The sequence below is a fragment of the Algoriella xinjiangensis genome (assembly GCF_900115015.1).
Lineage (GTDB): Bacteria > Bacteroidota > Bacteroidia > Flavobacteriales > Weeksellaceae > Empedobacter > Empedobacter xinjiangensis.
The window spans coordinates 183,166-209,268 of record NZ_FOUZ01000007.1 but is presented as its reverse complement, the minus strand read 5'-3'; the positions used below and the strand labels follow the sequence as shown (position 1 = coordinate 209,268).

The 26,103-nt window shown below is 32.4% G+C and carries 27 protein-coding genes; 24 read left to right on the top strand and 3 right to left on the bottom strand.

All coding sequences use genetic code 11. The features are described 5' to 3' along the window. Positions 1 to 90: 90 nt before the first annotated feature. The 11 genes from BM072_RS08555 (at position 91) to BM072_RS08505 (ending at position 9,895) form a co-directional block, all read left to right on the top strand. Complete coding sequence (locus BM072_RS08555) at positions 91 to 1,056, top strand: AAA family ATPase (protein WP_092908242.1); 966 nt, start codon at positions 91 to 93, stop codon at positions 1,054 to 1,056. 149 nt (positions 1,057 to 1,205) lie between these two features. Then, complete coding sequence (locus tag BM072_RS08550; protein WP_143080482.1) at positions 1,206 to 2,180, top strand: DUF6371 domain-containing protein; 975 nt, start codon at positions 1,206 to 1,208, stop codon at positions 2,178 to 2,180. Between the two features lie 113 nt (positions 2,181 to 2,293). Then, the gene (locus tag BM072_RS08545; RefSeq protein WP_092908240.1) at positions 2,294 to 2,593 is read left to right on the top strand and encodes a plasmid mobilization protein; all 300 of its coding nucleotides are present in this window, start codon (positions 2,294 to 2,296) and stop codon (positions 2,591 to 2,593) included. 5 nt (positions 2,594 to 2,598) lie between these two features. Further along, positions 2,599 to 3,441, top strand: coding sequence for a relaxase/mobilization nuclease domain-containing protein (locus BM072_RS08540; RefSeq protein ID WP_177190287.1), 843 nt, complete (start codon positions 2,599 to 2,601; stop codon positions 3,439 to 3,441). A gap of 3 nt (positions 3,442 to 3,444) precedes the next feature. Beyond that, entirely contained in the window at positions 3,445 to 3,939 is a 495-nt protein-coding gene (locus tag BM072_RS08535) for a hypothetical protein (protein ID WP_092908238.1), read from the top strand. Between the two features lie 110 nt (positions 3,940 to 4,049). Continuing rightward, positions 4,050 to 4,331 (top strand): helix-turn-helix transcriptional regulator, encoded by a 282-nt coding sequence (locus BM072_RS08530; protein WP_092908237.1) that lies wholly within the window; start codon positions 4,050 to 4,052, stop codon positions 4,329 to 4,331. 252 nt (positions 4,332 to 4,583) lie between these two features. Then, positions 4,584 to 5,696, top strand: coding sequence for a Fic family protein (locus tag BM072_RS08525; RefSeq protein WP_092908236.1), 1,113 nt, complete (start codon positions 4,584 to 4,586; stop codon positions 5,694 to 5,696). A gap of 82 nt (positions 5,697 to 5,778) precedes the next feature. Beyond that, positions 5,779 to 6,765 (top strand): helix-turn-helix transcriptional regulator, encoded by a 987-nt coding sequence (locus BM072_RS08520; RefSeq protein ID WP_092908235.1) that lies wholly within the window; start codon positions 5,779 to 5,781, stop codon positions 6,763 to 6,765. Positions 6,766 to 6,825: 60 nt separating this feature from the next. Further along, positions 6,826 to 7,251: an exodeoxyribonuclease X C-terminal domain-containing protein gene (locus tag BM072_RS08515; protein WP_092908234.1), complete on the top strand. Its 426-nt coding sequence runs from the start codon at positions 6,826 to 6,828 to the stop codon at positions 7,249 to 7,251. Between the two features lie 42 nt (positions 7,252 to 7,293). Continuing rightward, entirely contained in the window at positions 7,294 to 8,874 is a 1,581-nt protein-coding gene (locus tag BM072_RS08510) for an AAA family ATPase (RefSeq protein ID WP_092908233.1), read from the top strand. A 1-nt stretch (position 8,875) separates the two neighbouring features. Next, entirely contained in the window at positions 8,876 to 9,895 is a 1,020-nt protein-coding gene (locus tag BM072_RS08505) for a hypothetical protein (protein WP_092908232.1), read from the top strand. A gap of 135 nt (positions 9,896 to 10,030) precedes the next feature. Here BM072_RS08505 and BM072_RS08500 read toward each other — a convergent pair whose 3' ends face one another. Then, on the bottom strand, positions 10,031 to 10,942 hold the full coding sequence (locus tag BM072_RS08500) for an IS481 family transposase (RefSeq protein WP_092908231.1): 912 nt from the start codon (positions 10,940 to 10,942) through the stop codon (positions 10,031 to 10,033). Positions 10,943 to 11,087: 145 nt separating this feature from the next. Between BM072_RS08500 and BM072_RS08495 the strand changes: the two genes are divergently transcribed. From BM072_RS08495 to BM072_RS08460, 8 genes are all read left to right on the top strand, one after another. Continuing rightward, entirely contained in the window at positions 11,088 to 11,669 is a 582-nt protein-coding gene (locus BM072_RS08495) for a TetR/AcrR family transcriptional regulator (protein WP_092908230.1), read from the top strand. A gap of 17 nt (positions 11,670 to 11,686) precedes the next feature. After that, a complete protein-coding gene (locus BM072_RS08490) occupies positions 11,687 to 13,012 on the top strand; it encodes a TolC family protein (RefSeq protein ID WP_092908229.1) in 1,326 nt (441 codons plus the stop codon). Further along, complete coding sequence (locus tag BM072_RS08485; RefSeq protein ID WP_245752093.1) at positions 12,945 to 14,108, top strand: efflux RND transporter periplasmic adaptor subunit; 1,164 nt, start codon at positions 12,945 to 12,947, stop codon at positions 14,106 to 14,108. Before BM072_RS08490 ends, BM072_RS08485 begins: the two co-directional genes overlap by 68 nt. A 4-nt stretch (positions 14,109 to 14,112) precedes the next feature. Beyond that, entirely contained in the window at positions 14,113 to 15,336 is a 1,224-nt protein-coding gene (locus BM072_RS08480) for an ABC transporter permease (protein WP_092908228.1), read from the top strand. A 3-nt stretch (positions 15,337 to 15,339) separates the two neighbouring features. Continuing rightward, the gene (locus BM072_RS08475; RefSeq protein WP_092908227.1) at positions 15,340 to 16,032 is read left to right on the top strand and encodes an ABC transporter ATP-binding protein; all 693 of its coding nucleotides are present in this window, start codon (positions 15,340 to 15,342) and stop codon (positions 16,030 to 16,032) included. 5 nt (positions 16,033 to 16,037) lie between these two features. After that, positions 16,038 to 16,679, top strand: a complete 642-nt coding sequence (locus tag BM072_RS08470) for a carboxymuconolactone decarboxylase family protein (protein ID WP_092908226.1) — start codon at positions 16,038 to 16,040, stop codon at positions 16,677 to 16,679. 186 nt (positions 16,680 to 16,865) lie between these two features. Further along, positions 16,866 to 18,332: an MBL fold metallo-hydrolase gene (locus BM072_RS08465; RefSeq protein ID WP_092908225.1), complete on the top strand. Its 1,467-nt coding sequence runs from the start codon at positions 16,866 to 16,868 to the stop codon at positions 18,330 to 18,332. Between the two features lie 18 nt (positions 18,333 to 18,350). Then, positions 18,351 to 18,824: a PaaI family thioesterase gene (locus tag BM072_RS08460; protein ID WP_092908224.1), complete on the top strand. Its 474-nt coding sequence runs from the start codon at positions 18,351 to 18,353 to the stop codon at positions 18,822 to 18,824. A gap of 96 nt (positions 18,825 to 18,920) precedes the next feature. On the opposite strand, the gene cydB is transcribed toward BM072_RS08460, so the two are convergent. Further along, the gene (gene cydB / locus BM072_RS08455; RefSeq protein ID WP_092908255.1) at positions 18,921 to 19,997 is read right to left on the bottom strand and encodes a cytochrome d ubiquinol oxidase subunit II; all 1,077 of its coding nucleotides are present in this window, start codon (positions 19,995 to 19,997) and stop codon (positions 18,921 to 18,923) included. A 6-nt stretch (positions 19,998 to 20,003) separates the two neighbouring features. After that, on the bottom strand, positions 20,004 to 21,341 hold the full coding sequence (locus BM072_RS08450) for a cytochrome ubiquinol oxidase subunit I (protein ID WP_092908223.1): 1,338 nt from the start codon (positions 21,339 to 21,341) through the stop codon (positions 20,004 to 20,006). A 232-nt stretch (positions 21,342 to 21,573) separates the two neighbouring features. Between BM072_RS08450 and BM072_RS08445 the strand changes: the two genes are divergently transcribed. From BM072_RS08445 to BM072_RS08425, 5 genes are all read left to right on the top strand, one after another. Continuing rightward, positions 21,574 to 22,377 carry a sulfite exporter TauE/SafE family protein gene (locus BM072_RS08445; RefSeq protein WP_092908222.1) on the top strand — a complete coding sequence of 268 codons (804 nt, stop codon included), beginning with the start codon at positions 21,574 to 21,576 and terminating at the stop codon, positions 22,375 to 22,377. Positions 22,378 to 22,469: 92 nt separating this feature from the next. Next, a complete protein-coding gene (locus BM072_RS08440; protein WP_092908221.1) occupies positions 22,470 to 23,888 on the top strand; it encodes an MBL fold metallo-hydrolase in 1,419 nt (472 codons plus the stop codon). Between the two features lie 39 nt (positions 23,889 to 23,927). Continuing rightward, positions 23,928 to 25,322, top strand: coding sequence for an MBL fold metallo-hydrolase (locus BM072_RS08435; RefSeq protein WP_092908220.1), 1,395 nt, complete (start codon positions 23,928 to 23,930; stop codon positions 25,320 to 25,322). A 25-nt stretch (positions 25,323 to 25,347) separates the two neighbouring features. Beyond that, complete coding sequence (locus BM072_RS08430; protein ID WP_225539054.1) at positions 25,348 to 25,614, top strand: rhodanese-like domain-containing protein; 267 nt, start codon at positions 25,348 to 25,350, stop codon at positions 25,612 to 25,614. Between the two features lie 22 nt (positions 25,615 to 25,636). After that, positions 25,637 to 25,945 carry a thioredoxin family protein gene (locus tag BM072_RS08425; RefSeq protein WP_092908218.1) on the top strand — a complete coding sequence of 103 codons (309 nt, stop codon included), beginning with the start codon at positions 25,637 to 25,639 and terminating at the stop codon, positions 25,943 to 25,945. Positions 25,946 to 26,103 lie beyond the last annotated feature (158 nt).

The window sequence follows — 26,103 nt, the reverse complement described above, 5'->3', positions numbered from 1 at the left end:
TTAAAATCGCTTGGATAAATTTTACGGATTCTTTTCATATATTAAAATTAAGGTTTTATGCTTAACTTTTACTCCCAACTAAGTTAGTATATCCAAACTTTTAATGCATGTATCAAAGATGGCTCAGATCAGCCAAAACTCGAGTATATTGTTGATAAGCTGATAGAGCCAGGAATCGGATTGATACTAGGAAAAAGTAATGTTGGTAAATCGATATTTGCAGTTCAACTAGCCAATTATATATCAAACGGTGATAAAGTTTTTGATATGTTCTCTACAGTTCAAAATCGTGTTATGGTTATTGATTGCGAAATGACAGATCGTCAAATAGCCAATCGTTATCAATATTCCAATGGAGAGTTTCTACATTTTAGTGATAATATGTATCGTTCAAAACTCAATGTAAATATTCTTGAAAAAGATTTTCTCAAGAAACTTCTTTACAGTATAAACGATTCAATTTTAAGATATAAAATTACATTTTTAATCATTGATAATTTGATGAGTATTATTTACGATCTTAACAAACCTGCCCTAGTTCTTGAGTTTATAACTAATATAAAAAAGTTACAAGAAGATACCTTAATTTCTATTTTACTTATAGCACATCCTAGAAAAGGAATTGATTTATCCGAAAAAATGGATTTAGAAGATATCTATGGGAGTAGTTATATAGGTAATTTTTTAGATTATGCTTTTGGATTAAGAAAATCAAATGTAAATCCGTCTGAAATTATCTTGAAATTATTAAAAACACGGATGGATGTCAATAATTTTGATTCAGAAAATATTATTGTTTTCAAATTAGAAAATATAGATGGCGTACCAATATTCTCTTATATAGGAATAGATTCAGAAGTAAATCATTTGAAAAATAGCGAAACTAATTTTATTAAAAACAATGAGAAAATGATTTCGGAGTTAGAGATAATTAAAAATTGTAAAGAATTAAAATTACCCAATACTACAATAGCAAATATTTTAAAGCTCAATGAAAAAACAATTAGAAATAAACTGAAACTCATAGATCAAGAAAATTCAGTAAATCCGAATTAATCCGATTTACTAGATTGAAATATAACACTTAACAGGTTTATTTACAATAGGTTATATTGATTTATTTAATATTCGGATTCGGACATGATGTTTTTTATAAAAAAATTAATGAGTCCGAATCCGATTTTAAAAAAAAACGTTTCAATTGATTGAATAACAGAGATATACATCATTATCAAACAAGACTCCATTCGGAATTACTCGGAATTATGAAAGAAAATTTTAAATATAGCTTAGAAAAATACTCAGGATCCAAATCTCGTTTTATATGTCCAAATTGTAGAAAAAAAGAGTACACGAGATTCATTAATACTGAAACAGAAGAGTATTCACCTTATGAATATGGTAAATGTAATCGAATTATAAAATACTTTAAATATCCAACTAAGGGGAATAATTCGAATTATGATAAGAATAAAGTTTTTGTAGAGCCTAAGATTGAATTCTTAGATAAAAAGGTATTTCAATTTTTTGAAAGTTCAAATTTCAATAATCCACTTTATATTTTTTTGAAAACCTATTTTAACGAAAGTGAAATTCTACAAGTTTTAGATTTATATCACATAAAAACGGAGAAGTCGAATGATAATTATTTGACAATTTTTCCACAATTGGATATCGATTATAATTTAAGAACCTTAAAGAAAATGATATACAATTCTCAAACAGGTAAACGAAGTAAGAATTTTTTTCGATGGTATAATCCAAATAAATCAAATCTAAAACAATGTCTGTTTGGTTTACATCTATTAAATCATGCTCACTTTAAAAAATCAATAATTGTAATCGTTGAATCAGAAAAAACAGTATTGTTAGGAATGCTTTATTTTAAAAATAAGTATCTGTTTTTAGCAACTGGAGGTTTAATGAATTTAACGAAAGATAAAATGAAGTTTTTAGAAAATCGTGAAGTTATTTTGATGCCAGATTTATCACCGATAGATGCAAAAAATACAGCATTTGAATATTGGAAAAATAAAGCAGAAAAAATTGCAAAAGAGTTGAATTGTTCGATCTCAATTTCAACTTTATTGGAAGATAATAGTACTGATATTCAAAAAGAAAATCAGTTTGATATTGGAGATTTTATAGTTGAAAATTTAATGAATAGTAAGTCTATGTAATCGAGATGTGTATTTGTACCTACAAATCTTCAATTCTTGTTACCAAATACAATCTCGCTTTTTCTCCTATACAGTCGCAAAAGGTTTTAAAAATATTCTAAATTATTTACAAAATGAAATCAAAAAAAATACAAATAAGAGTATCCAATTCAGAATTTTATATCATTAATAATAAAGCGAAACAAGCAGGTATAACAACTTCAGAATTTTTAAGATCTATCGCTTTAGGTTATAATTTATCTTATAAATTAACTCAAGAAGAAATAGAAATTTATAAAGAATTAAATAAGTATGCTGATAATTTTAGAAGAATTGGAAATTTATTTAAAGTGGGTGATTCAACAAAAGTGAAAGAGATTTCCATTGAAACTGCTCAATTGATTCGTGAACATCTAAATCGTTTAAAATTATGATTGGAATGGCAAAATCTGTCGTGGGAGGTGGAACACTTTTTAATTATGTATGTAATCCAGATAAAGGATTTGAAGTTGATCGTAACTTAATATCTGGTGCAAATTCTAAAGAAATATTCGATGATTTTAAAATTTACATCGAACAAAATCAAAGAGCTTCAAAAAAGATATTTTCGATGGTGTTGAGTCCAGATATAAAAGATGGAAATAATATGCAAAAAGATAATTTTAAATTCTTGACAAGGGATTTCTTAAAAGAATTAGATATAGATTATAAAAATCAACCTTACGTTGCTTTTTTACACACAGAAAAAAAACATCATCATATCCATATATTATTTTCAAGAGTTAAAGATGATGGAAGTTTGATAAAGGATAATCATGTTGGGAAAAAAGCGCAATGGGCAGCTCATCGGATAGCAGAGAAAAGAGGATTAATTTCTGCGAAACAAGTAATGATTGATAAAATAAAGTCTATCGAACTCGAAAAAAATAAAAAGAATTTGATTCAGAAAGAGATACTAAATATTCATAAAAAGATTACTTCCGTTTCTGTTAATTATGAAGAGTATAAATTAAGAATGTTTAAGTATGGTTTTAAAGTTATGCCATTTTTGAATAAACAAGAACAATTGCAAGGTCATCGAATCATTGATTTACATACAGGGATTGACTATAAGGCAAGTGATATTCATCGTTCATTAAGTTTAAGTAACATAATGAAATCAGGAATTTTACCTGATAAAAATGAAAAGTTACATAAGACTTTAGAAAAACCTTATGAGGAAGGTTTGAGGCAAATATTGCAATCAGAAACTCAAGCTAAATCCTATAATTTGAAACGTTAATCTATGAGTTATAAAAAGCAACAACCAAAATTATCTGAAACGTTAGATGTTTTTATTGATCGAGTAGAAGCTATTGAAAAATCAATTTTAAAACTCGAAAAATTACATCAGAATATAGATAGTAAGAACGAAAATTTTAATAATGAAATTGATAGAAGAATTAATCTTTTGAAGCAGTTGAAATTTGAGATTGATTTATCAAAATTTGAAACTGAAGCTATAAAAATAAATCAGAATTTGATTAATGTAACAAAAGAATCATCATTAATATTGAAACAAGAATTTAAAACGTTTGATAAGTCATTAAGCAGGATTTCAAAATATAGATTTGATTATTTTTTATACTTCATTGCTTTATTAATTTGTGTTTCACTTTTCTCTATATTTTTTGCAGGTAAACAATATGCTGAAAAAAAGAGAGAGCAAGAACAAAAAGAACAATATATGAACTTTATTAGATCAAATAAAGAAGTGTTAGAAATATATAATACAAGATAATAATAAATTGTAACGTCCTGAAAAACTGATACAGGATTAAACTAAATGTTTATAGAAACGTCCGTTATTTCAGTCATTTTAATTATATTTGTATGAAATAACGGACGTTTATGAAAAGACAGATTGTTTTACCTCGTTATAAAGATGCTTTGTCACAAATGGGTGAGCAAATAAAACTTGCCCGTAAACGTCGTAAATTAACAGCGGTACAAGTTGCTGAAAGAGCAGATATATCCAGATCTACTTTAAATCTCATCGAAAAAGGAGAGCCAAGTGTATCTATGGGAGCTTATTTCAATGTGCTTCGGGTATTAGGCTTACAAGATGATATTTTAAAGTTAGCAGCAGACGATACGCTCGGCCGAAAACTACAAGATTTAGATTTACTTTAATATTGCCATATCCAATACAGATGACCATTTACGAAATCACGGATTTATTCTAACAAAAGAAGGTTGGGTTGAACTTAAAGACTTACTAGATAGATATTCTTTTGATGAAGAAGATAAGAATGATTTAAACGATTTAATGAATAAGATTTCTCCAAATTAAATTTTCATGAGCCAATTATGCGGTGTTTATTTTATTAATCACCGCTTTTTTTGCGGAGAATATTTGTATATTTACCGCATAACATCATAAATATGGCTTATTACATACATCAATACAAAGATTGGACAGCCTTTAAATGGGATAGTGATGAGTTAATTCAAGTCTTAGGAGAGGTTCGTAATCAACAAGGGAAACTTGTTGGGAAATTAGAAATACTGGGATTTGATTTAAAAGAAGAAGCAAATTTAATTACTTTAACAGAAGATGTCATCAAGACTTCTGAAATAGAAGGAGAGATCTTAGATAAAGATCAAGTACGTTCATCTATTGCAAGAAGGTTAGGTATAGATATACAAGGTTTAATTCCTTCGGATCGTAATGTAGATGGCGTGGTTGAAATGATGATTGATGCAACTAAAAATGCCGATCAACCTTTAACTGAAGATCGTCTATTTGGTTGGCATAATTTATTGTTTCCAACAGGTAGAAGTGGAATGTATAAAATTCAAGTAGGCGATTGGCGTAAGGATACAGAAGGTCCAATGCGAGTAATTTCAGGTGCATTAGGAAGAGAAAAAATACATTACGAAGCACCAAATTCAGATCGTGTTCCTTTGGAGATGAAACAACTTTTGGAATGGTTTAATCAAGAAAATGAAATGGACAGTGTTTTAAAATCTGCTGTCGCTCATTTATGGTTTGTAACCATACATCCATTTGATGACGGAAATGGACGTATTGCACGTACAATAGCTGATTTGCAACTAACACGTTCGGACGGAAGTAATCAACGTTTTTATAGTATGTCTTCTCAAATCCGAAAAAATAGAAATTCCTATTACGAGATTTTAGAAGAAACACAGATAGGCGATCAAGATATTACCAAATGGATGAAGTGGTATTGTGAAAACCTAATGATTGCTATACATGATGCTGATGCAGTTTTACAAAAAGTTTTAGTGAAACATAATTTTTGGCAAACGAATAAAGATGTTTCGTTGAATGAGCGACAAATCAAAATTTTGAATCTATTGTTAGATCATTTCGAAGGAAATCTGAATACCAAAAAATGGGCTTTAATCAATAAAGTTTCGCCTGATACCGCATTAAGAGATATTACAGATTTAATCCATAAAAATATACTTCAAAAGACCAATTCGGGAGGAAGAAGTACAAGTTATGAATTAGTAAGCTTTAAAGATTAAACTAAATTTAGATATTAATTTTACGTTTTACATAAGATAAATGATATATATATCATTACATTTATTAATTCAATAAAGTATAATGGCGGTCAATAAAAATGCATTAATTCGGTACAAAACATTAGATAAATGTTTTAGTAATCCATATCGCAAGTATTATATCAATGATTTGATAGAAGCTTGTAATGCCGTTTTAACAGCTCATTATGCCGTAGAAACTACTGTTTCTCGTCGTCAGCTTTTTATGGATATTGATTTTATGAGAAGTGACGCAGGTTATCAAGCTCCTATTGATTCTTTGAAAGATGGCCGAAAAGTATATTATCGATATGAAGACCTTAATTTTTCGATTTTAAATAAACCATTAACTCAAGATGAGCAATTAGCTTTGGAAAATACGTTTGAATTATTATCACGTATCAAAGGAATTCCTGGTGTTAATGCATTAGAAAATCTTGAAACAAAATTAATTGATGTTCAAAATAATTCTTCAAAAATGAATATTATTTCTTTTGAAGAAAATGAATTCTTAGTTGGTTTAGAATATTTAACGCCACTCTATAATTACATTAAAAACTCTCAGGTTTTAAGAATCACTTATCAATCGTATAAATCAGAGCAAGAACAAGAATTTATTATTTCACCTTATTATCTAAAGCAGTATAATAATCGTTGGTTTCTTTTTGGTTGGAATCATTATGCTAATTATATTCAAAACTTAGCATTGGATAGAATTATAGAAATTAAAATCTATGATGAAATCTATAAAAAATCTGAACTAGATTTTGATGAATATTTTGAGGATATAATTGGAGTAAGCAATGATTTATCAAAAGAAGTAGAAAAAGTAAAAATAGTGTTATCCGATAATATTGTTCCTTACATCAAGTCAAAACCAATCCATGGTTCTCAGAAAATTATTGATAACAATTTGTATTTACAAGTGAAACTAAATTATGAGTTAGAATCTTTAATCCTTTCCTATGGCGAAAATATGAGAATTTTAGAACCGATTGAATTGATTGATAAACTAAAAGAAAGAGTACAAAAAATGAAAGAGTTTTATTAGTGCAATTAGAGTGCACAGGTTGATATTAAGTTTGCATAATCAATTATAAAACTTCACTTTATGAGAACATTAAAACTATATACTGATTGTACAACTTTGGATTTTGGGAAATATAATGGAAATTCAATTGAGTATGTTTTAGAAACAAATCCGCTTTATATCAAATGGTGTGTCGAAAATATAGAATGGTTTGTTTTTGATGAAGAATTACTTAAAGAAGCCTTAAAAGCAAATTGCCGATTAAATATAATCGTAAACGATTCTGATAATAATGTGAAACTTGAAGATCCTACATTAAAAACATTAGAAATAAACGATAATAAATTAAAGAAATATAGGTCTTTGCAAGACTCGTTTGATGAATCTGATTCAGATGATGAATTCCACGACGATTGGATAAATGACATGCAAGACAATTGGTTATCTTATGCAGCAGGTACTGATGATCCTGAAACAATGAATGATGTTTATTGGAACTTAGATTAACAATTATACATCATTATAAATTTTTAAAATATAAAAGAAAAAATGAAAAATTACATACAAGTAAATAATTTTAGAAAATACATATCAACTCCTGAGATTGAGTTGAATGATTTAAACTTTTTTGTCGGAACAAATAGTTCAGGTAAATCTTCATTGGTTAAAGCCTATATGTTAATTACAACATTTATCAAGGAAGATAAAATGTTTGAGATTGATTTTTCTTCAGTCGAATATAAAGATGTAAATATTCAAGATTTTAATAGACAAATTTGCCAATATTCTTTGAGCGAGGAAAATGTAAATATAAAACTATGTGTCAATAATTTTGAATATGATCTTACTTTAATCCCACATGAAAAATCAAACTTTGCAAAAGTTCTAAAGTATTATGTAACTGATTTAGTTAATGATATTATCTACGAATATGATTTTATTAAGAATAATATAGTAAAAAGTGTAGAGCTTGATGATGAAAAAGGAGAATGGTTTCCAATAGAGTATTGTAATGAATATGTTTTTAAAATACGATTAATAAATAATCATAAATATAAGGATCAAGTAACTTCTATTATTGAATATTTGATTAAAGTTGAAAATGACATTGATAAAATAGAATCATTAAATGATGAATTAAGAAAGTTAGAAAACGCTTTAGAATTTCAAGACTATATTATATCAGGTGATGTTGAAGGAATGATTACTGATAGTTTAATAAAAGAATCAGATTATTTAATTTCTAGTAGATTAAGAAATTATGATCTAAATTCTAAGTATAAAAAAGTTTTTAAAAACATTGAAAATTCAGATATTTCTGTTAGTAGTATCATTCCATATTATAGATTATTTAATATCAATAAAAAAAGTACTTCAATAGGTACAGTTAGTTTATTTGAAGAAAATAATTGTGACCTGAAAGACGGTATGGAGCTTTCAACAAAAAAAGATCGATTAATAAAAGGTGTAAAATCTTTTGACTCATCATTTTTACCATTAACGTTAAAAAAATATACAAACCTTAATTCTATTGTTGATCAAAGTAATGATTTAGCGCAATTAATTCATAATTACAATAACTTAAATTCTGAAACTTTGGATCGTAGACATTCTTTTATAAAATCTTGGATGGCTAAAGATAAATTTAACATTGGAGATGATTTCGAAATTAATTTTTATGGTGGAGAAGCTTATGAAGTATTAATTATTGAAAATGGAGTTAAAATTCCTTTAGTAGATAAAGGAACGGGGAATATTCAGATATTTAAAATTCTCTTACTTGTTTCAATAAGTAATGGAATAATTATCTTAGAGGAACCAGAATTAAATTTACATCCATCATTACAATCTAAACTAGCTGATTTACTAATCTCAGTAAATTCCAAAGTGATAGTAGAAACCCATTCTGAATATTTAATTCGTCGATTACAGGTATTATCAATTCAAAATAAATTGGATCGAAATAATTTAGGTATCACATATTTCCCAACAGAATTAAATCAAGATCCATATCAATTGAGGATAAATAAGGACGGTTCTTTAGACAAGAACTTTGGTTCTGGATTCTTTGATGAAGCTGGAAATCACATGCTTGAATTAATGAGATTTAATTTGACAAGTAAGAATTAATATGAACATTATTTTAAATTATCATCAACTTAATGAAATTTTTCTAAATAAAGATAAATATGAAGATTGGTTTTATATCTTAGATAAAGCTGAAGTTAAAATGCATTTATATCTAGCAGATTTAGAGTTGGATGATTCAATTAAATCAAGGATATCAGATTTTAGTCTTTCGTTTAATAACGGAAGTAATATTACAATCTTCAATAATATAATAGATATTGATATTGAACCAAACTATGTGATATTAGATAAAAGAATAAGTGTAATAAATAGAGGTAATTTACTTGTAGATGATGCTGTTTTACAAAATCCCTTTAAATTAAATTATTTTAAAAACTTAATTAAAGGGAAAACTTCAAATAATTGGAAGGTATTATTTAATGAAAGAAACCTAGTGAGTAATTCATTGATTATTAACGATCCATATATCTTACATATAAATGATAATAAAAGAAATAGAAATAATGATAAAGCAAATAATCAACGTGATATAAATATTTTATATTTAATAGATTCAATATTACCAAAAGATTTAGATGTGCCTTATCATATACTGATAGTAACAGATAAGAATAAAGATTTGAAGGATTTTCAAATTAATACGTTCTATAAATATATTCCTGATTTAATTAATAAAATAGAAAGTTTAAGGTCTTATGAAATAAAGGTTGAAGTAGTTATAGATAAGGCTTTTCATAAAAGAAAATTATTTACCAATTTTTTAAATGTTACAACAGATAAAGGGTTTAAGATTTTTGATGATCAAGAAGATGAAGTGTTAGATAATAATGATTTGCTTATAGAAACTATGTATACACGTAATAATACAGATTCATCAGGAGATACCCAATATGATGAAATGAAAATTAGAATTTTAGAGTTAAAAGAATATTTGAAAAAATCTTTAAAGCTAAGTAATCTGAACTCTTTAAGCATACATGATAAAACATATTATTTCTCAAATTTTGAACAAACAGAAATAATTGAAATTAAGAATAGACTTTATAAATCAATTGAATAAAAGCCACCAATAAATTACTATGTACATATTACTTGACTTGGATGGAACTTTAACTGATACTGCACATCCAAGATTTAAAAAATATAAAGATGGTGTTGAATGTCGTACTTCATGACTTCGTAGACATAAATTTACTTATTTTAGTTTAGCTTTTAGTATTTCATAAGGAGTTTTACCCTTAAATGCTCCATGGGGTCTATTGAAGTTATAAAAATTCTCCCATTGCTCAAGTTTTTGATTCAAATCTACATCATCTGTGTAACTCAAAAGTTGATAGAATTCTTTTTTATCTGTCAAATGTGAGCGTTCAACTTTACCATTTAACTGAGGTGTTCCCACTTTTATAAATCGATGCCTCATTCCTAAATCTTGAACGTGCCAATGGAATTTTGATTGAAATTCGTGACCATTATCTGTTTGAATTGTATTAATTCTGAATGGAAACTTCTCTATCACATAATTTATAAAATCAATTGAACTTAATTGATTGTGTTTTTCATAGATTTTGAGTGCTCTAATTCGTGTAGCATCATCAATCGCTGTATATTGAAATCGCTTAATTTTATTACCATTTATATCATGGAAAATGAGAAACTTAACATCAACTTGTACATGATGACCTGGTGTTTCTTTTTCATATCTAATGCTGTGCATAGCTCTTATACTCACTTTTCTATCCAAAGGACCAATATTATATCGTTTTAGAATACGATAAACACTTGATTCCGATATGTAAATAGCATGATAGCGTTCTAAATACCATTTAATTCGCCAAGTACCTAGTTTATGTTCTTTTCGAAGTTCTAATACTTTGTCTACAATTTCTTGCTTGATTTGGTTAGGGAAATTACCCGGGATTGGTTTCTTTCTAAGTAAACCATCTTCTCCATGTTTATCATAAGCCTTTTTCCATTTATAAAACGTACTCTTTTTTACACCATAAAATTTATAAGCTATAGAATTATTTCCATATTCTTTAGCATATGTTAAAACTTGTAATTTTTTAATAAATGTTAAATAAGTTTGAATTTCTTTTGTCTTTTTCATAATCATAACGCTATATTAGTTTTTTACTAATTTAGTCTACGATGATATGACGTACCCACACTCGTTTTTTTATTTGTGTAACCTATGTTACAGTGTAGCTTAATGAGTTAAACTACTTTTACATTTTTAAAATAGTTTGGATTAAATGGATTTGTCTGAAAGACAGTTGGAAATCATAAAGGCATCAGGTAAAATATTGATGGAAAGTGGCATTGCAGGGCTTACAACTAAAAATCTGGCTCGGGAAATGCATTTTTCAGAAAGTGCTTTGTATCGTCATTTCAAAAATAAAGAGGCAATCATAACACTACTAATTGCCTATTTATCAGAAAATATTACCCAGCGTTTTGATACTATTATCAATACAAAACAATCACCGGAAGAAAAGTTTAAAGCACTTTTTAAAAGTCAGTTTTCGTATTTCAAGCAAAATCCGTGTTTCATAAATATTGTTTTATCAGATGGGTTGATTGATAATTCTGATGAGGTAAAAAATGCCATACAGCAATTATTACAAACTAATTTTATCCGTTTCAATTCCCTGATAAAAGAAGGGCAAAAGACAGGGGTTTTTAGTATAGTAATATCTTCAGAAGAACTCGTGCATATCGTTATGGGTACGTTTCGGCTGCAAATGCTAAAGTGGAAATTAGCTGCTTTTGAATTTGATATTGAGATTCAGGGACAAAAAACAATGAACAGCCTTTTAGCTTTAATTAAGGTATAATATAAATATTTTTTTGAATGAAAAAGTTAGTGAACATTCACAAACATAAATTACTCATAGTCATCATTTTCTTACCGTTTATAGTATGGTCACAGGAGAAAAAAGAGTTTCACACATTGGAAGAAGTACTTGCTTTTGCAAAGGAGACAAAAGTCAGTTTCAGAAATGATGTCATTCAGCAAGATTTAGCAGAACTGACCAGAAAAACAGCAGTTGGAAATGCCTTTAATCCGAGAATTCCGGTATCGGCTCAGGTTATTGATAATATGAATTTGCAAACCAATTATATTCCTGCTGAAGTTTTCGGCGGTTTGCCAGGTTCTTTTCGCGAAATCACAATGGGTTTACAATATGTCAGCACATTCAGCATACAACCGCAGTTCGATATTATTAACCTTGGAAATATAAGCCGTATAAAACTTGCCAAAACCAATCAGGAACTGGTAGCCAATCAGCAAAAAATAAACGAATGGACTATTTATGACCAGTTGAACGGCATTTACTTTAATATCTTATCGTTTCAGGGACAGCAACAGATGGTAGAGCAGAATATTGTCATTGCAAAACAAATTTTAACCATCGTAAACAACAGATTTGAAGAAGGACTTGTACGCAAACAAGATGTAAACGAAGCAGAAGTGAACCTTATTCGATTACAGGATCAGCTTTCGCAATTGCAATTTTATATCCAAATCCAACAGCAAAATCTTGCTTTGTTTTTTGAGAATGAAGTCAATCCCATTTTAAATCAAAACATTCGAGATTTTGATCATAAACAAATATTGACAGAAGCAAACAACAATTTATGGGTAAACCATTATCAGCTGAGAGAAAAAGTGGCAGAACAGGAATGGAAAGCGGCACAAAAACAACAGTTACCCGTTTTGGGATTTGTATCTTCCTTTAATTGGCAAAACTTGAGTAATGAGTCCTTTTTTCATCCTAATTCCAATTGGATTAGATATAATTATGTTGGTCTTCGTTTGAGTTGGGATTTACCTACTACCGTTTCAAAATATTCGGCGGTAAAAGAGAAAAAAATGCAATGGCAAATGGCCGAAAATGATCGTATTCACTTTTTGCGTGAAAACGAAACCCGCAATAGCAATTTGTTGGTGGAGTACGAAAAAACATCTTCACAGCTCGAAAACTTTAAGAAAATTCAAACCCTGAAAGAAGATACTTATCAGAAATACTTCGATCAATATCAGGAAAACATTCTGCCCTTAGACAAATTACTTACTGCACAAACTGATATGCTGCTGAGCCAGCTAAATGTTATTACAGCTTTGGCAGGCATTGGATTTAGTGAAAATAAAATTATCATCAATAATAAGTTTTAGACGTATGAAAATAAAGTTGTTCGTTACCATTGTACTGTTCGTTACACTACAATCCTGTGGTTCAAAGGAAGAAGCGCAGCCGGTGGTAAAAGATATAAAAGAATTAGTTTTTGCATCGGGAATGCTCGATTGGGATGATGCCTATCATCTCACGGCACAAACAGATGGCATACTTACAGAAGCTGATTTTGAGGTGGGAGACAAAATGAATATAGGAAAGGTCATTGCGGTTATCGACAATCCGTCTAACCGTATCAATACGCATTCGGCAGAGGAACAATTAACCATTGCCAACGAAAACCTAACGGAAAATTCGCCTGCCATTCAGCAACTGGAACAAAAAATTCGCTATGCAGAAAGCAAATACGAGCAAGACAAACAACAAGCTGAACGTTATGAACGCCTGTTCCAAAAGCAAAGTGTAGCCAAGGTAGAATTTGAAAATATGCAATTGGCAGCAAAAAATTCACTGGCACAGCTGAATGCCTTAAAAAAGCAAAAAGCAGAACTGTTGCAACGTGCCAAAACACAGCAGATTTCTAACAAAAATCAGCTACAAAACAGCAAAGTGATAGAACGATACAATCAACTGATAATACCTCAAAATGGTACGATTGTCAACAAGCTGAAATCAACAGGAGATTATGTCAAAAAAGGAGATATTGTTGCCACAATTGCTGATGACAGCAAACCGGAAGTGGTATTGAACGTAGATGAAAAAAGCATCGGAAAAGTAAAATTGGGGCAGTTGGTTTATATCCAGTTCAACACAGATAAAAACAACGTGTACGAAGGAAAAATCAGTGAAATAGTTGCTGCGTTTGATAAAAAAACACAATCATTTATTGTAAAAGTGCTGCTGAATGAAGCAGCTGCAAGTAGTATTTACGGCACACAACTGGAAGCTAATATTTTGACAAGCGAAAAGAAGAATGCTTTATTAATTCCGAGAAGCTATTTGGGCTTTGGAAATAAGGTAAAGCTAAAAGGAAAAGACGAACCCATTGTTGTAAAAACAGGTATCATTTCTACCGAATATGTAGAAATATTGGAAGGAATCAGCAAAGATGATATTCTGGAACATATAAAACTTTAGACTGATGAATATTAATACAGACATAGCCAGAACTTACCTTTTTTCAGGCAAAAAAATGACTGCTGTAGCCGTTCTTGGGGTATTGCTCGGAATGTCAATCTATATTTTCATGAACAGTTTACTGGTTGGTTTTGATAAAGCATCTGACGAAAATATTTTCAAAAACACTCCACATATTCGGTTGTACAATGATGATGTCATCAGCAAAAATCTGGTAAGTGATACTGCTGCCGAGTACCTGATTTCCAATCCGAAAGTAGTACCCAAAGTCAATACCATCATTAACCCGAACGGTATTGCAGAAATGGTACAACAACAGAAGGAAGTAACTGTGGTAACAGCCCAAGTCAACACAAGCGTGTTTTATAATAACGGAAAAACTCAGGTGAGTGGATTAAGCATCGGGATAAAGCCAGACGAAGCAGATATGATGTACAGCATTACATCATCAATGGTTGAAGGCAAATTTGAAACCCTGAAATCCGACCCGAACGGCATCGTAATCGGTATAGGAATAGCAGAAAAAATGAACTTGGTACTTGGTGATAATATCAATCTTACATCACAAAAAGGTGTAACTAAGAACCTCCGTGTAGCAGGTATTTTTCGATCATTTAATTCAACTGCAGACGACACCAAATCGTACGTTAATCTATACACGGCCCAGCAATTGCTCAAAGAAAACAATGTGTATGTAACAGACATCAGTGTCAATGTAAAAGATCCGTATCAAGCGGCAGCCGTTGCCGAAAAGTTATCTCAGTTAACCGGATACAAATCCGAAGATTGGAAAGAGAGTAACGAATCGCTGATGGCACTCAGCAAAATGCGGTTCATTATGATCAATTTTGTCTCTACAGCCATTATGCTCATTGCTGGTTTTGGCATTTACAATATCCTGAACATGACCGTTTCACAAAAAATAAATGACATTGCCATCTTAAAAGCTATTGGTTTTAAAGGGAAAGATGTGATACGGATTTTTGTAACGCAGGCATTATCTATTGGCTTGATTGGTGTAGTTGGCGGAATGTTGATGGCATTGCTAATGATTACCTTGTTGAAAAAGGTATATATCGGTGGTGACATAGGATACTTTCCTGTAGATTATGAACTGCAGAAATTCATTCAGGGAGTTGTTATGGGCTTAGTGATTACATTTTTTGCCGGATACATTCCTGCCCGTAAAGCAGCAAAAGTAGATCCGGTCAGCATTTTTAGAAAGTAAATCATGGATAAAAATATCGTTTTAAAAACAGAAAATATCGACAAGTATTTTTATGACCCGGTAGAATTTCAGGTGTTGAAAAATATTGGTTTTGAAGTAGAGAGAGGTGAATTTCTAACACTTATCGGGAAGTCAGGGAGTGGTAAATCTACTTTGCTCTATATCCTTTCCACTATGGACAGAGATTATAATGGAAATTTAGTGATAGATAATGAATTAATTACAGGAAAATCGGTTGATGAACTGGCAACAATCCGAAACGAAAAAATAGGGTTTGTATTCCAGTTTCATTACCTGTTGTCAGAATTTACCTGCCTAAAAAATGTAATGATTCCCGCACTGAAACTTGGTAAGTTTTCTCCAAAAGAAATAGAAGAACGTGCTTATGAAAAGTTGAAAATGCTGGGTATGGAAGATCAAGCTTTCAAACCTGCGAATAAGCTTTCGGGCGGACAGCAACAACGTGTTGCCATTGCTAGAGCGTTAATTAATGATCCTTTGATTATTATGGGTGATGAGCCAACAGGTAATTTGGATAGTAAGAATACAGACATTGTTTTTGATATTTTCAAAGACCTGACCCGCAGTTTTGGACAGACCATTATTGCTGTCACCCACGATGATGAATTTGCTCAAAAAAGTGACCGAACCATAGAAATGAAAGACGGAAACATCATTGGCGGACATAAAAATTAAGTACAATGAATAATAACATATCTATACCTCAAAACATTGAAAATCAAACTTCGTATAAAAGAAAAGTTTCTTTATCAGAACTATTTCGTTCACTGGTGTTAGCAGCGAGGTCAGCAATAGTATTTATCAAAAATAAAAAGCAGAAAATCATTGATGAGCAATTTTTAGAAAGATTGCAACTGGCAGGAACTGAGGTCAACTCTTGTGCCGTATGTTCTTACGCCCATACGCAGATGGCATTAAAAATGGGAATGAATAACGATGAAATATCGGGTTTCCTTACGGGAGACAAAAGCTTTGTCAAACCCGAAGAATCGAAAGCCATCCTATTTGCTCAACATTATGCCGAAACACGTGGATTGCCCGAAATGGAAACATACGAAGCCATTATAAAAGAATACGGAAAAGAAGAAGCAAGAATTATATTGGCTGCCATTCAACTGATGCTGATGGGCAATATGATTGGCTTACCAATGAGTGCACTCCGTGCCAGAAAGAAAGGGAAACCTTATTCAGATAGTTCTTTGTTGTATGAATACGGAATGATTATAGCCGCTATATTCATAATTCCGATTGCATTGGTTGTTTCATTCGTAAAATGGATTTTTGGAAGACCGAATATCTATTTTGAGACCAACAAAGAATAGGTAAAAGATTAAAACAATGGAACAACTGCTTTTTTGAATGATTTTTTATTCCTGCACCCCTATGTAACCTATGTTACTTTCCGCCCAAATGAGAATTGCTAATTTTGGTAATTTAAAACTACACTATATCCATGTGAAGTTAGTGTAGATAATTATATAACATTGAAATTTTAAAGCAGTTAATATATGAAATCTATCTTTTTTAAAAGCAGTTTCCTTGGGTTGGTAGCCTTACTCTTCTTATCGAATTCCTCGTTTGCACAAGGTCTTTTTTTTGAACGTATTTATGACGAAACGCTATCACAGGCAAGTTATGTGATTGGCGATGCACAAACTAAAGAAGTAATTGTTATCGACCCTAAAAGAGACATTGATACCTATTTGCAAATTGCAGAGAAACATAATTTAAAAATTACCAAAATTACCGAAACACATATTCACGCAGACTTTCTCAGTGGTTCGAGAGAACTCGCAGCAGTTACTAAAGCACCCTTGTATTTATCCGATGAAGGCGGAAAAGATTGGCAATACGATTTTCCACATACCGGACTGAAAGATGGCGATAAGATTTCGGTTGGAAGTATTACGATAGAAGTCATTCACACCCCGGGACATACGCCCGAGAGCCTGACTTTTTTGGTTAAAGACGATACAGAAAATCCAATCAAAGCCATTACCGGAGATTTTATTTTTGTAGGAGATGTCGGTCGTCCTGATTTATTGGAGAAAGCAGCCGGACAGATTGGTTCGCAGAAGCTTGGAGCAAAACAACTCTACCGTTCTATCGAGAAATTTTTGAAATTACCAGATAATACCGAAATATGGCCGGGACACGGAGCAGGTTCTTTCTGTGGAAAAAGTTTGAGCAATATTCCACAATCGACTTTGAAACAGGAAAAACTGACTAATCCGGCTTTGCAATTTTCAGGGAAAGAAGCAGATTTTGTAACTTATATTTTGAAAGACCAACCAGCTCCACCAAAATATTTTGCGGTAATGAAGCATCTGAACAAAGCAGATCGTCCGCTATTGGTTGAAGTGCCAAAACTTGCTGAACTCAATCAAAAAGAAATAGATAATGCAATTAAAAATGGGTTAATCGTTATAGATGCCCGTCCTAAAGCAGTTTCGAGTCAAGGATTTATTTCGGGAAGTTTTCTGATTGAAAATATGAAAACATTCTCCACATTTGCCGGTTCGATTGTCGATTATCAAAACCAGATTATTTTGATTGCCGAAGAAAATCAAATCGAAGATTTGATGCGAAAATTGATGCGTATCGGGATGGACAACATCTATGGTTACATTACCAATCCGTCTGAACAAAATTTGGCTTTGCAAAATGTAAAAACCATTGATATAGATACTTTCAAATCGTATTTAGGAAATAAAAACGTTCAGAAAATTGATGTCCGTACCGAAAACGAATACAAAAGTGGTCATATCAACGGTGTTGAAAATATTGCCTTAAATACACTTGAAAACAATCTGGATAAAATCAATAAAAATGAGCCTGTCATCATCCATTGCCAAAGCGGTGCACGTGCGGCAATTGCTTATTCCATTCTTATAAAACACGGTTTTGAAAACATTCTGAATTATGCTGGAGGAATTAACGATTGGAAAGAAAAAAAGAACGAACTTGTGAAATAATTTTTTTGAATTCTAACGATGCAAAATAAATCTAAAGCCATTCAGGATTTGTATCCAGATGAACTGGCACATTGCTACGGATGTGGAAAGAATAATCCCTTTGGCTATCAGTTGAAAACGTATTTAGTGGGCGATGAAACTATTGCCCATTTTACGCCAGACGAAAAATTCACAGCACTTCCCGGCAGTGTTTACGGAGGTTTGGTGGCTTCTCTTTTGGATTGCCACGGCACAGGTTCTGCCGCAGCCTTTGCTTGTGTTGCGGAGAATATTGATCTTGAAAATACAGAAACTATTCCTGTAAGATGTGTAACGGCATCGCTTAAAGTCGATTTCAAAGCACCTACACCCATGGGAACAGAACTGGAATTGATAGGAAAGCTCCGAAGTATCGAAGGTCGAAAAATCTGGGTTGATATGACACTTTCTGCAAAAGGAATTATATGTGCGACAGGAGAGATTTTGGCTATAAAACTAAAAAGCAATGTTTAAAAAACTTGAGAATAAGAATTGAATAACCTTACGAATAAAAATGATTGAAAAATAAAGAGGCTGCACTGCAAACGGGGCAGCCTCTTTCAGTTTTAATTAATGCTCTCCATAGCCTACATCATCCATTTTTCCTTTAAAGACTCTAAACTGAATAATAAAATAAGCTACAACCAGTATTGCTGCTATTATAAACCAGTATAATCCCACTGATAGACCATATTCGTGAGCCGCTACATTTTGAATCGTTAAGGAAGGATTAACACCATTTGTAGAAGGCAATAATGTCGGAAACATAGAAGCTATCGTAGTAGCAAAACTCCCGAAAATAAACATTGAAGAAAACAGGAAACCACTACTATCTTTTTTGAATTTATTAATTCGGAACAACCCGATTAGACCTACTGCACCAAATATTGGGAATATCCAAAGCCAATAATGCGTTTGCAGATTATTTAAAGGAAAGGGTTTTACATAATGCCATAAACAAGCCGAAGCAACAACCAATACCAGCAATACAAAATTCAATTTAAAAATAACCTTTTTAAGTCTTTGGTTTAGTGAAGTAGAAGTTTTTAGAATTATCCAATTTGCTCCATGAATGGTTAATGTAACAACTGCCACAAGTCCCAATAACAAGGTAAACCAATCAATAACTCCCTGTTGTTCTGCAAGCGGATCAAACGTAGGATTCCAAAGTGGTAAGAAGAAATAATGAGGTTCATGTGTAGAGACACCATTTTCCACCATCCCGAGATTTACACCTCTCACTACATTGCCGAGTGCAGCTCCAAAGAAGAGAGCCAATAATAAACTTGCTATACCAAATGCCTTATCCCAGATTGTTTCCCACATTCGGTTATGCACCTGTCCTCTTAACTCCAATCCTACAGCCCTGAAAATCAATAACCATAATACCAGCATCAAAGGCAGATAAAAACCACTGAAAGCCGAAGCATAAAGTGTAGGAAATGCAAAAAACAGCACGCCTCCAGCGGCAATGAGCCACACTTCATTGGCATCCCAAAAAGGACCGATAGCATTGGTTACAGCTTTTTTCTCTTCTTCTGTTTTAGCAAAAAACAGATGTACAATTCCTGCACCAAAATCATATCCATCGAGAATCACGTAAGTTCCCAACATCACCATTAATACAATAAACCAAAATATTTCCATAACCAACTATTTTAATGCAATTTTAGCTTCAGGACCTTTACGAATGATTTTTAAAACAAGTAAAAGAAAAAGAAGTCCAAGCAGCAAATACAATCCGACAAAACCCAAAAGTGTAAATAACGTATTTCCCGAAGATACGGTAGGCGAAACGCCATCAACCATACGCATCAGATTATAAACAAGCCAGGGTTGCCGTCCTAATTCCGCTGTGTACCATCCTGCCGTATTGGCGATATAAGGAAAAGGAATCATAAACATCAGAATCCACAGCAACCATTTCGTTTTATACAATCTGCCTTTCCAGAGTAAGAAAGATGCAAGTACCATAATTCCGATAAAAATAGTTCCCAAACCAACCATAATATGATAAGCATAATACAAACCGGGAACATTAGTAGGATGTATAGATTCATCAAATTCGTTTAATCCTTTAATTTCGGCATCCCAACGCTGATACGTAAGAAAACTAAGTACATTGGGTACAGCGATTTTATTATCCAGTTTTTTATTCTCCATATCGGGCTGACCTATCAAAACGATTTCAGAACCTCCTTTTTCAGTTTCAAAAATACCTTCCATCGCAGCAAATGTTGCCGGCTGGTATTTAACCACATTTTTTGCCGCCCAGTCTCCCGTAGGGAAAGCCAATATGACAGAAGAAATCACCCCAAAAACGACACCGCTTTTTACAAAAATCTTCCCGAAGCGACTGTGCCTGTTGCTCAATAAATAGAAAGCTCCGACCGCTGCTACAAAAAATGAACTTGTTACCAATGACCCTGCCTGATTATGCAGATAAGATGGCCACAGCCACGGATTGTTGAATAGCGCACTAAAATTGTTCAATACAAACTTTCCGTTTTCTAAAATCTCATACCCTACGGGATGCTGCATCCACGAATGTGTAGCGATAATCAGAAAACCACTTGCCCAAGAACCGAGGAAAACCATCAAACCTGAAAGGAAGTGTAGTTTCTGCCCGAGTAGCTTTTCACCAAAAAGAAACATGCCTAGAAAAGAAGATTCTAAAAAGAAGGAGAACATTCCTTCCATTGCCAATGTTTGTCCGATGATGCCTCCGGTAAGCTCAGAGAACTTAGCCCAATTGGTACCAAACTGAAATTCCATTGGAATGCCCGTTACAACCCCCATCGCGAAGTTTAATGCAAATATCTTCATCCAGAATTTCGAAGCATTGTTGTAATCGTCATTCTTCGTTCGCAGGAACTTCCATTTAAAATAAACAATCATCAGAGAAAGTCCCATAGTGAGCTGAGGGAACAAATAATGAAAGGTAATCGTAAAGGCAAACTGTAGCCGATTGTAAAGAATCATGTCTTCCATAAGGAATATTTTAAGCGTTTGAATATCAGGTTTTGTTACCGCATATATCCACCTTTTATATGCACCTGTAAATGTATTTCTAAATTACAAAAACGATTGTAACACTTGTTACATAGTATAGAATAAATAGACATCTGATGATTTTAGTTCTAATTTTTTAGCTCTGTAACAATTGTTACTGCCTGCGTTATCGTGGTATTCTAATTTTGCCGTATCATTTAATCTTTGAATTATGGCAACAGAGCTTATAGGCTATTTATTAGCCGTTTTAGTAGGTGTTTCATTAGGACTTATAGGTAGCGGAGGTTCCATAATTACCGTCCCTATTTTGGTGTATGTGATGGGGGTTAATCCAATATTAGCCACAGCGTATTCTTTATTTGTGGTAGGTACTACATCTTTAGTCGGCGGTGTTCAGAATGCTATTCACAAAAAGGTAGATTTTAAAACCGTGCTCATTTTTGGTGTTCCATCTATTGTTGCGGTGTATTTAACGCGGGCATATCTGATGCCTTTAATTCCTGATGTGCTTTTCAGTATCGGAAATTTTCAATTTACAAAACCCATCGCCTTGATGGTATTGTTTGCTATCGTAATGATTTTTGCTTCCATATCGATGATTCGTCCTTGTCCGCATTGCAATGATGCAGACACTGGTGAAATAAAATACAACTATCCGATGATTCTTCTGGAAGGAGCATTAGTTGGTACGCTTACCGGATTAGTAGGTGCAGGTGGTGGATTTTTAATTATTCCGGCATTGGTTTTATTAGCAAAAATGCCTATGAAATTAGCTGTAGGAACATCATTGTTTATCATTGCTGCGAAATCACTTTTAGGGTTTACCGGAGATTTACAAGGCAGTGAAACCATAGACTGGACTTTGTTATCCACTTTTACCGGATTATCGGTTGTTGGTATTTTTATCGGAATCTTCCTTTCCAAAAAAATAGAAGGCAATAAACTCAAATCTGCATTCGGTTGGTTTGTATTGGTGATGGGAATCTATATCCTTATCAAAGAATTATTCTTATAAAAAACAGTCTTGTAACTTATGTTACTGTGCAGGTTATAAGCAGGTTGTAGTTTTGTATCATAAAATTTAAAACAATTAAAAAATCATAAAAAATGAAAGTAGAACAAATTTATACAGGATGTTTAGCTCAAGGAGCTTATTATATCGAAAGTAACGGGGAAGCAGTAGTTATCGATCCATTACGTGAAGTACAGCCTTATATCGAAAAAGCAGAAAAAGACAATGCCAAAATCAAATATGTATTAGAAACGCATTTTCACGCTGATTTTGTAAGCGGACATTTAGATTTGGCTAAGAAAACCGGTGCAACGATTGTTTTTGGGCCTACTGCAAAGCCTGCATTTGAAGCACACGTTGCCGAAGACGGGGAGATTTTAAACGTAGGAAACATTCAAATCAAAGTCATCCACACACCGGGACATACCATGGAAAGTACTTGTTTTCTTCTGATAGATGAAAACGGTAAGGAAACCAGTTTGTTCACAGGCGACACGCTATTTATTGGAGATGTAGGGCGTCCTGATTTGGCACAAAAAGTAATTGCCGACCTAACACAGGAAAAATTAGCGGCTCATTTATATGATTCATTGCATAATAAAATCATTCCGTTGGCAGACGATATTATCGTTTATCCGGCACACGGAGCGGGTTCGGCTTGTGGTAAAAATATGAGCAAGGAAACGACCGATACTTTAGGCAACCAAAAGAAAACCAATTATGCTTTGCAACCAATGAGTAAGGAAAAATTCATAGATGAAGTATTAGACGGTTTGATGCCGCCTCCGGGATATTTTCCTGAAAATGTGTTGATGAACATCAAAGGTTATGAAAGTATTGATGAGGTGTTGCACAAAGGAACACAGGCTTTAAGTCCTGAAGCATTCGAAACGGCTGCTAACGAAACCGATGCATTATTACTGGATACTCGTGATGCACAAACCTTTGCCAAAGGCTTTATTCCAAATTCCATCAACATTGGCATTGACGGCAATTTTGCACCTTGGGCAGGAACATTAATTCCGGATATTAAACAAACCATTTTATTGATTGCCGACGAAGGTCGTGAAGAAGAAATCGTTACCCGTTTGGCTCGTGTGGGTTATGACAATACCATTGGTTATTTAAAAGGCGGATTTGAAGCGTGGAAAAATGCAGGTAAAGAAACTGATGCTATCGAATCAATTTCGGTAGATGAACTGGCAAAACGAATGGAAGAAAATCCTGATTTGAACATATTAGATGTCCGCAAAAAGAGCGAGCATTTTTCAGAACACTTGATTGGTTCAGAAAACATTGCGTTAGATTATATCAACGAACACATTGCAGAAGTAAATAAAGACAAAACCTATTATGTGCATTGTGCCGGTGGTTACCGTTCTATGATATTCAATTCCATATTAAGAGCCAGAGGCTATGACAATCTGATTGATGTTCAAGGTGGATTTACCGCAATAAAAGAATCCGGAAAATTCAAAGTAAGCGATTACGTTTGTCCAACCACAATGCTATAAACCAAAATAAATAATTGTAAAATCTATAAAAATAGAATTATGTTTTTTCAACACATTTTTGAGAAGTCTTTAGCACATTCAAGCTACATTGTAGGATGTCAAGTTGCTGGAGAAGCGATTGTAATTGATCCAAAAAGAGATATCGATACTTATATAAAAATAGCCGAAGAAAATAATCTTAAAATTACGCACATTGCGGAAACGCATATTCATGCAGATTATCTTTCAGGAAGTCAAGAATTGGCTTATGTGACAGGTGCTAAAATATATTTGTCGGATGAAGGAGGTAAAGATTGGCAATACGATTTTGACCATGTTGGATTAAAAAATGGAGATAAAATAGAAGTCGGAAATTTAATCTTCGAAGTGATGCATACGCCAGGACATACGCCAGAAAGTATAAGTTTCTTGTTGACTGATACACCTGCAACAAAAGAACCTGTCATGATTTTTACAGGAGACTTTGTGTTTGTCGGAGATATTGGTCGTCCAGATTTGTTAGAAGAAGCGGCAGGTTTGGTTGGAACGAAAGAGGTTGGCGCAAAACAGATGTTCGAATCATTGAAAAAATTTCAAGCTTTACCCGATTATCTTCAAGTTTGGCCAGCTCATGGTGCAGGATCAGCTTGTGGAAAAGCATTGGGAGCTGTAGCAAGTTCAACAGTTGGATACGAAAAAATAAGAAACTGGGCATTACAATTTGATCAAAATGAAAAAGGTTTCATCGATTATCTATTAGCAGATCAACCAGAGGCACCAGCTTATTTTGCTATGATGAAAAAATTGAACAAGACAAAACGTCCTTTATTAATAGAAGTTCCGAAATGGGCGAAGTTGACATATATTGAATTTGAGAAAGCAAAAGATTTTGGAATGAAAGTAATTGATGCAAGAATCAAAACAGATTTTTCGCAAATACATGTTCCAGGAACAATCAATATTCAAAATAATAAAACATTCAACACTTGGATGGGTTGGATGGTAAATTATCAAGAACCAATCGTGTTAGTTGTAGAAGAAAATGAGGTAGAGGACATGACGCGAAAACTAATGCGAATTGGTTTAGATAATGTGTACGGTTATATTACACCAGCAGAATTATTGAGCAATACAGAAGAAATGACTTCTTCAACTATTATTGATGCTGATGCGATGGAAAATTATATCGGGAATGATGAGGTTCAAATTTTAGATGTAAGAGGTGAAGCCGAATTTAAAGAAGGTTTTATAGAAGGAGCAAAACATATTTTCGTAGGTTATTTACCAAAACGATACCATGAATTGGATCCGAATAAAAAAGTAGTTTTACACTGTCAAGCAGGTGATAGAGCAACAATTGCACAGAGTTTTTTAGAATCAAAAGGTTTTGAAGTAGAAAATTATAGTGCAGGAATGGCAGATTGGAAATTGAATAAAAAACCATTAGTCAAATAATATGTTTTTCAAAAAAATTATTAAAATGTTGACATCAAACTCAAACGTAGAAAATTATCTACAAGAAGGCGCATTGCTATTGGATGTGCGTACAAACGCGGAGTTTTTGGCAGGACATCATGCAGATTCGGTTAATATTCCTTTACAAGAATTAGAAAGCAGAATAGGCGAATTGTCGAGCAAGAAGATAGTAACGGTATGCAGAAGCGGAGCAAGAAGTGGGCAAGCTGCAGTTATACTAAAGAATAAAGGTTTTGATGCCATCAATGGCGGACCTTGGAACATGATTTAAGTACATAATTAAATTATATTGAATGGATTTATTAGACAGAATACAAGGAAATAATTTTTATCTAATTGATTTTTATGCAGATTGGTGTGCACCATGTCAATTGCAACTTCAATTTTTAGAAAACTTAAAAGAAAAACTTCCTGATCATGTCGAGATAATAAAAATTGATGTAGATAAAGACAAAATAAGTACGATTCAGTTTGATGCGATGTATCAAGTAAATGGCGTACCAACTTTAATGCTTTTTCATCAAGGAAAACTTCTTTGGAAGCATTATGGAGTTAAGTTTGAAGATGATTTACAAAAAATAGTAGAACAATTTTTGATCTAAAAAACAGTAATCGTGTCTGAATCTTTTAAAAGATAACGCGATTTCAAATCCATCTAACCTCCCCATTATTTAGTTCTGTTTTCAAATTAAGATTTATTAAGTGCAATATATCGCACTATTTTAAACCTTTAAGCTAAAATAATAGTAATATACTTATA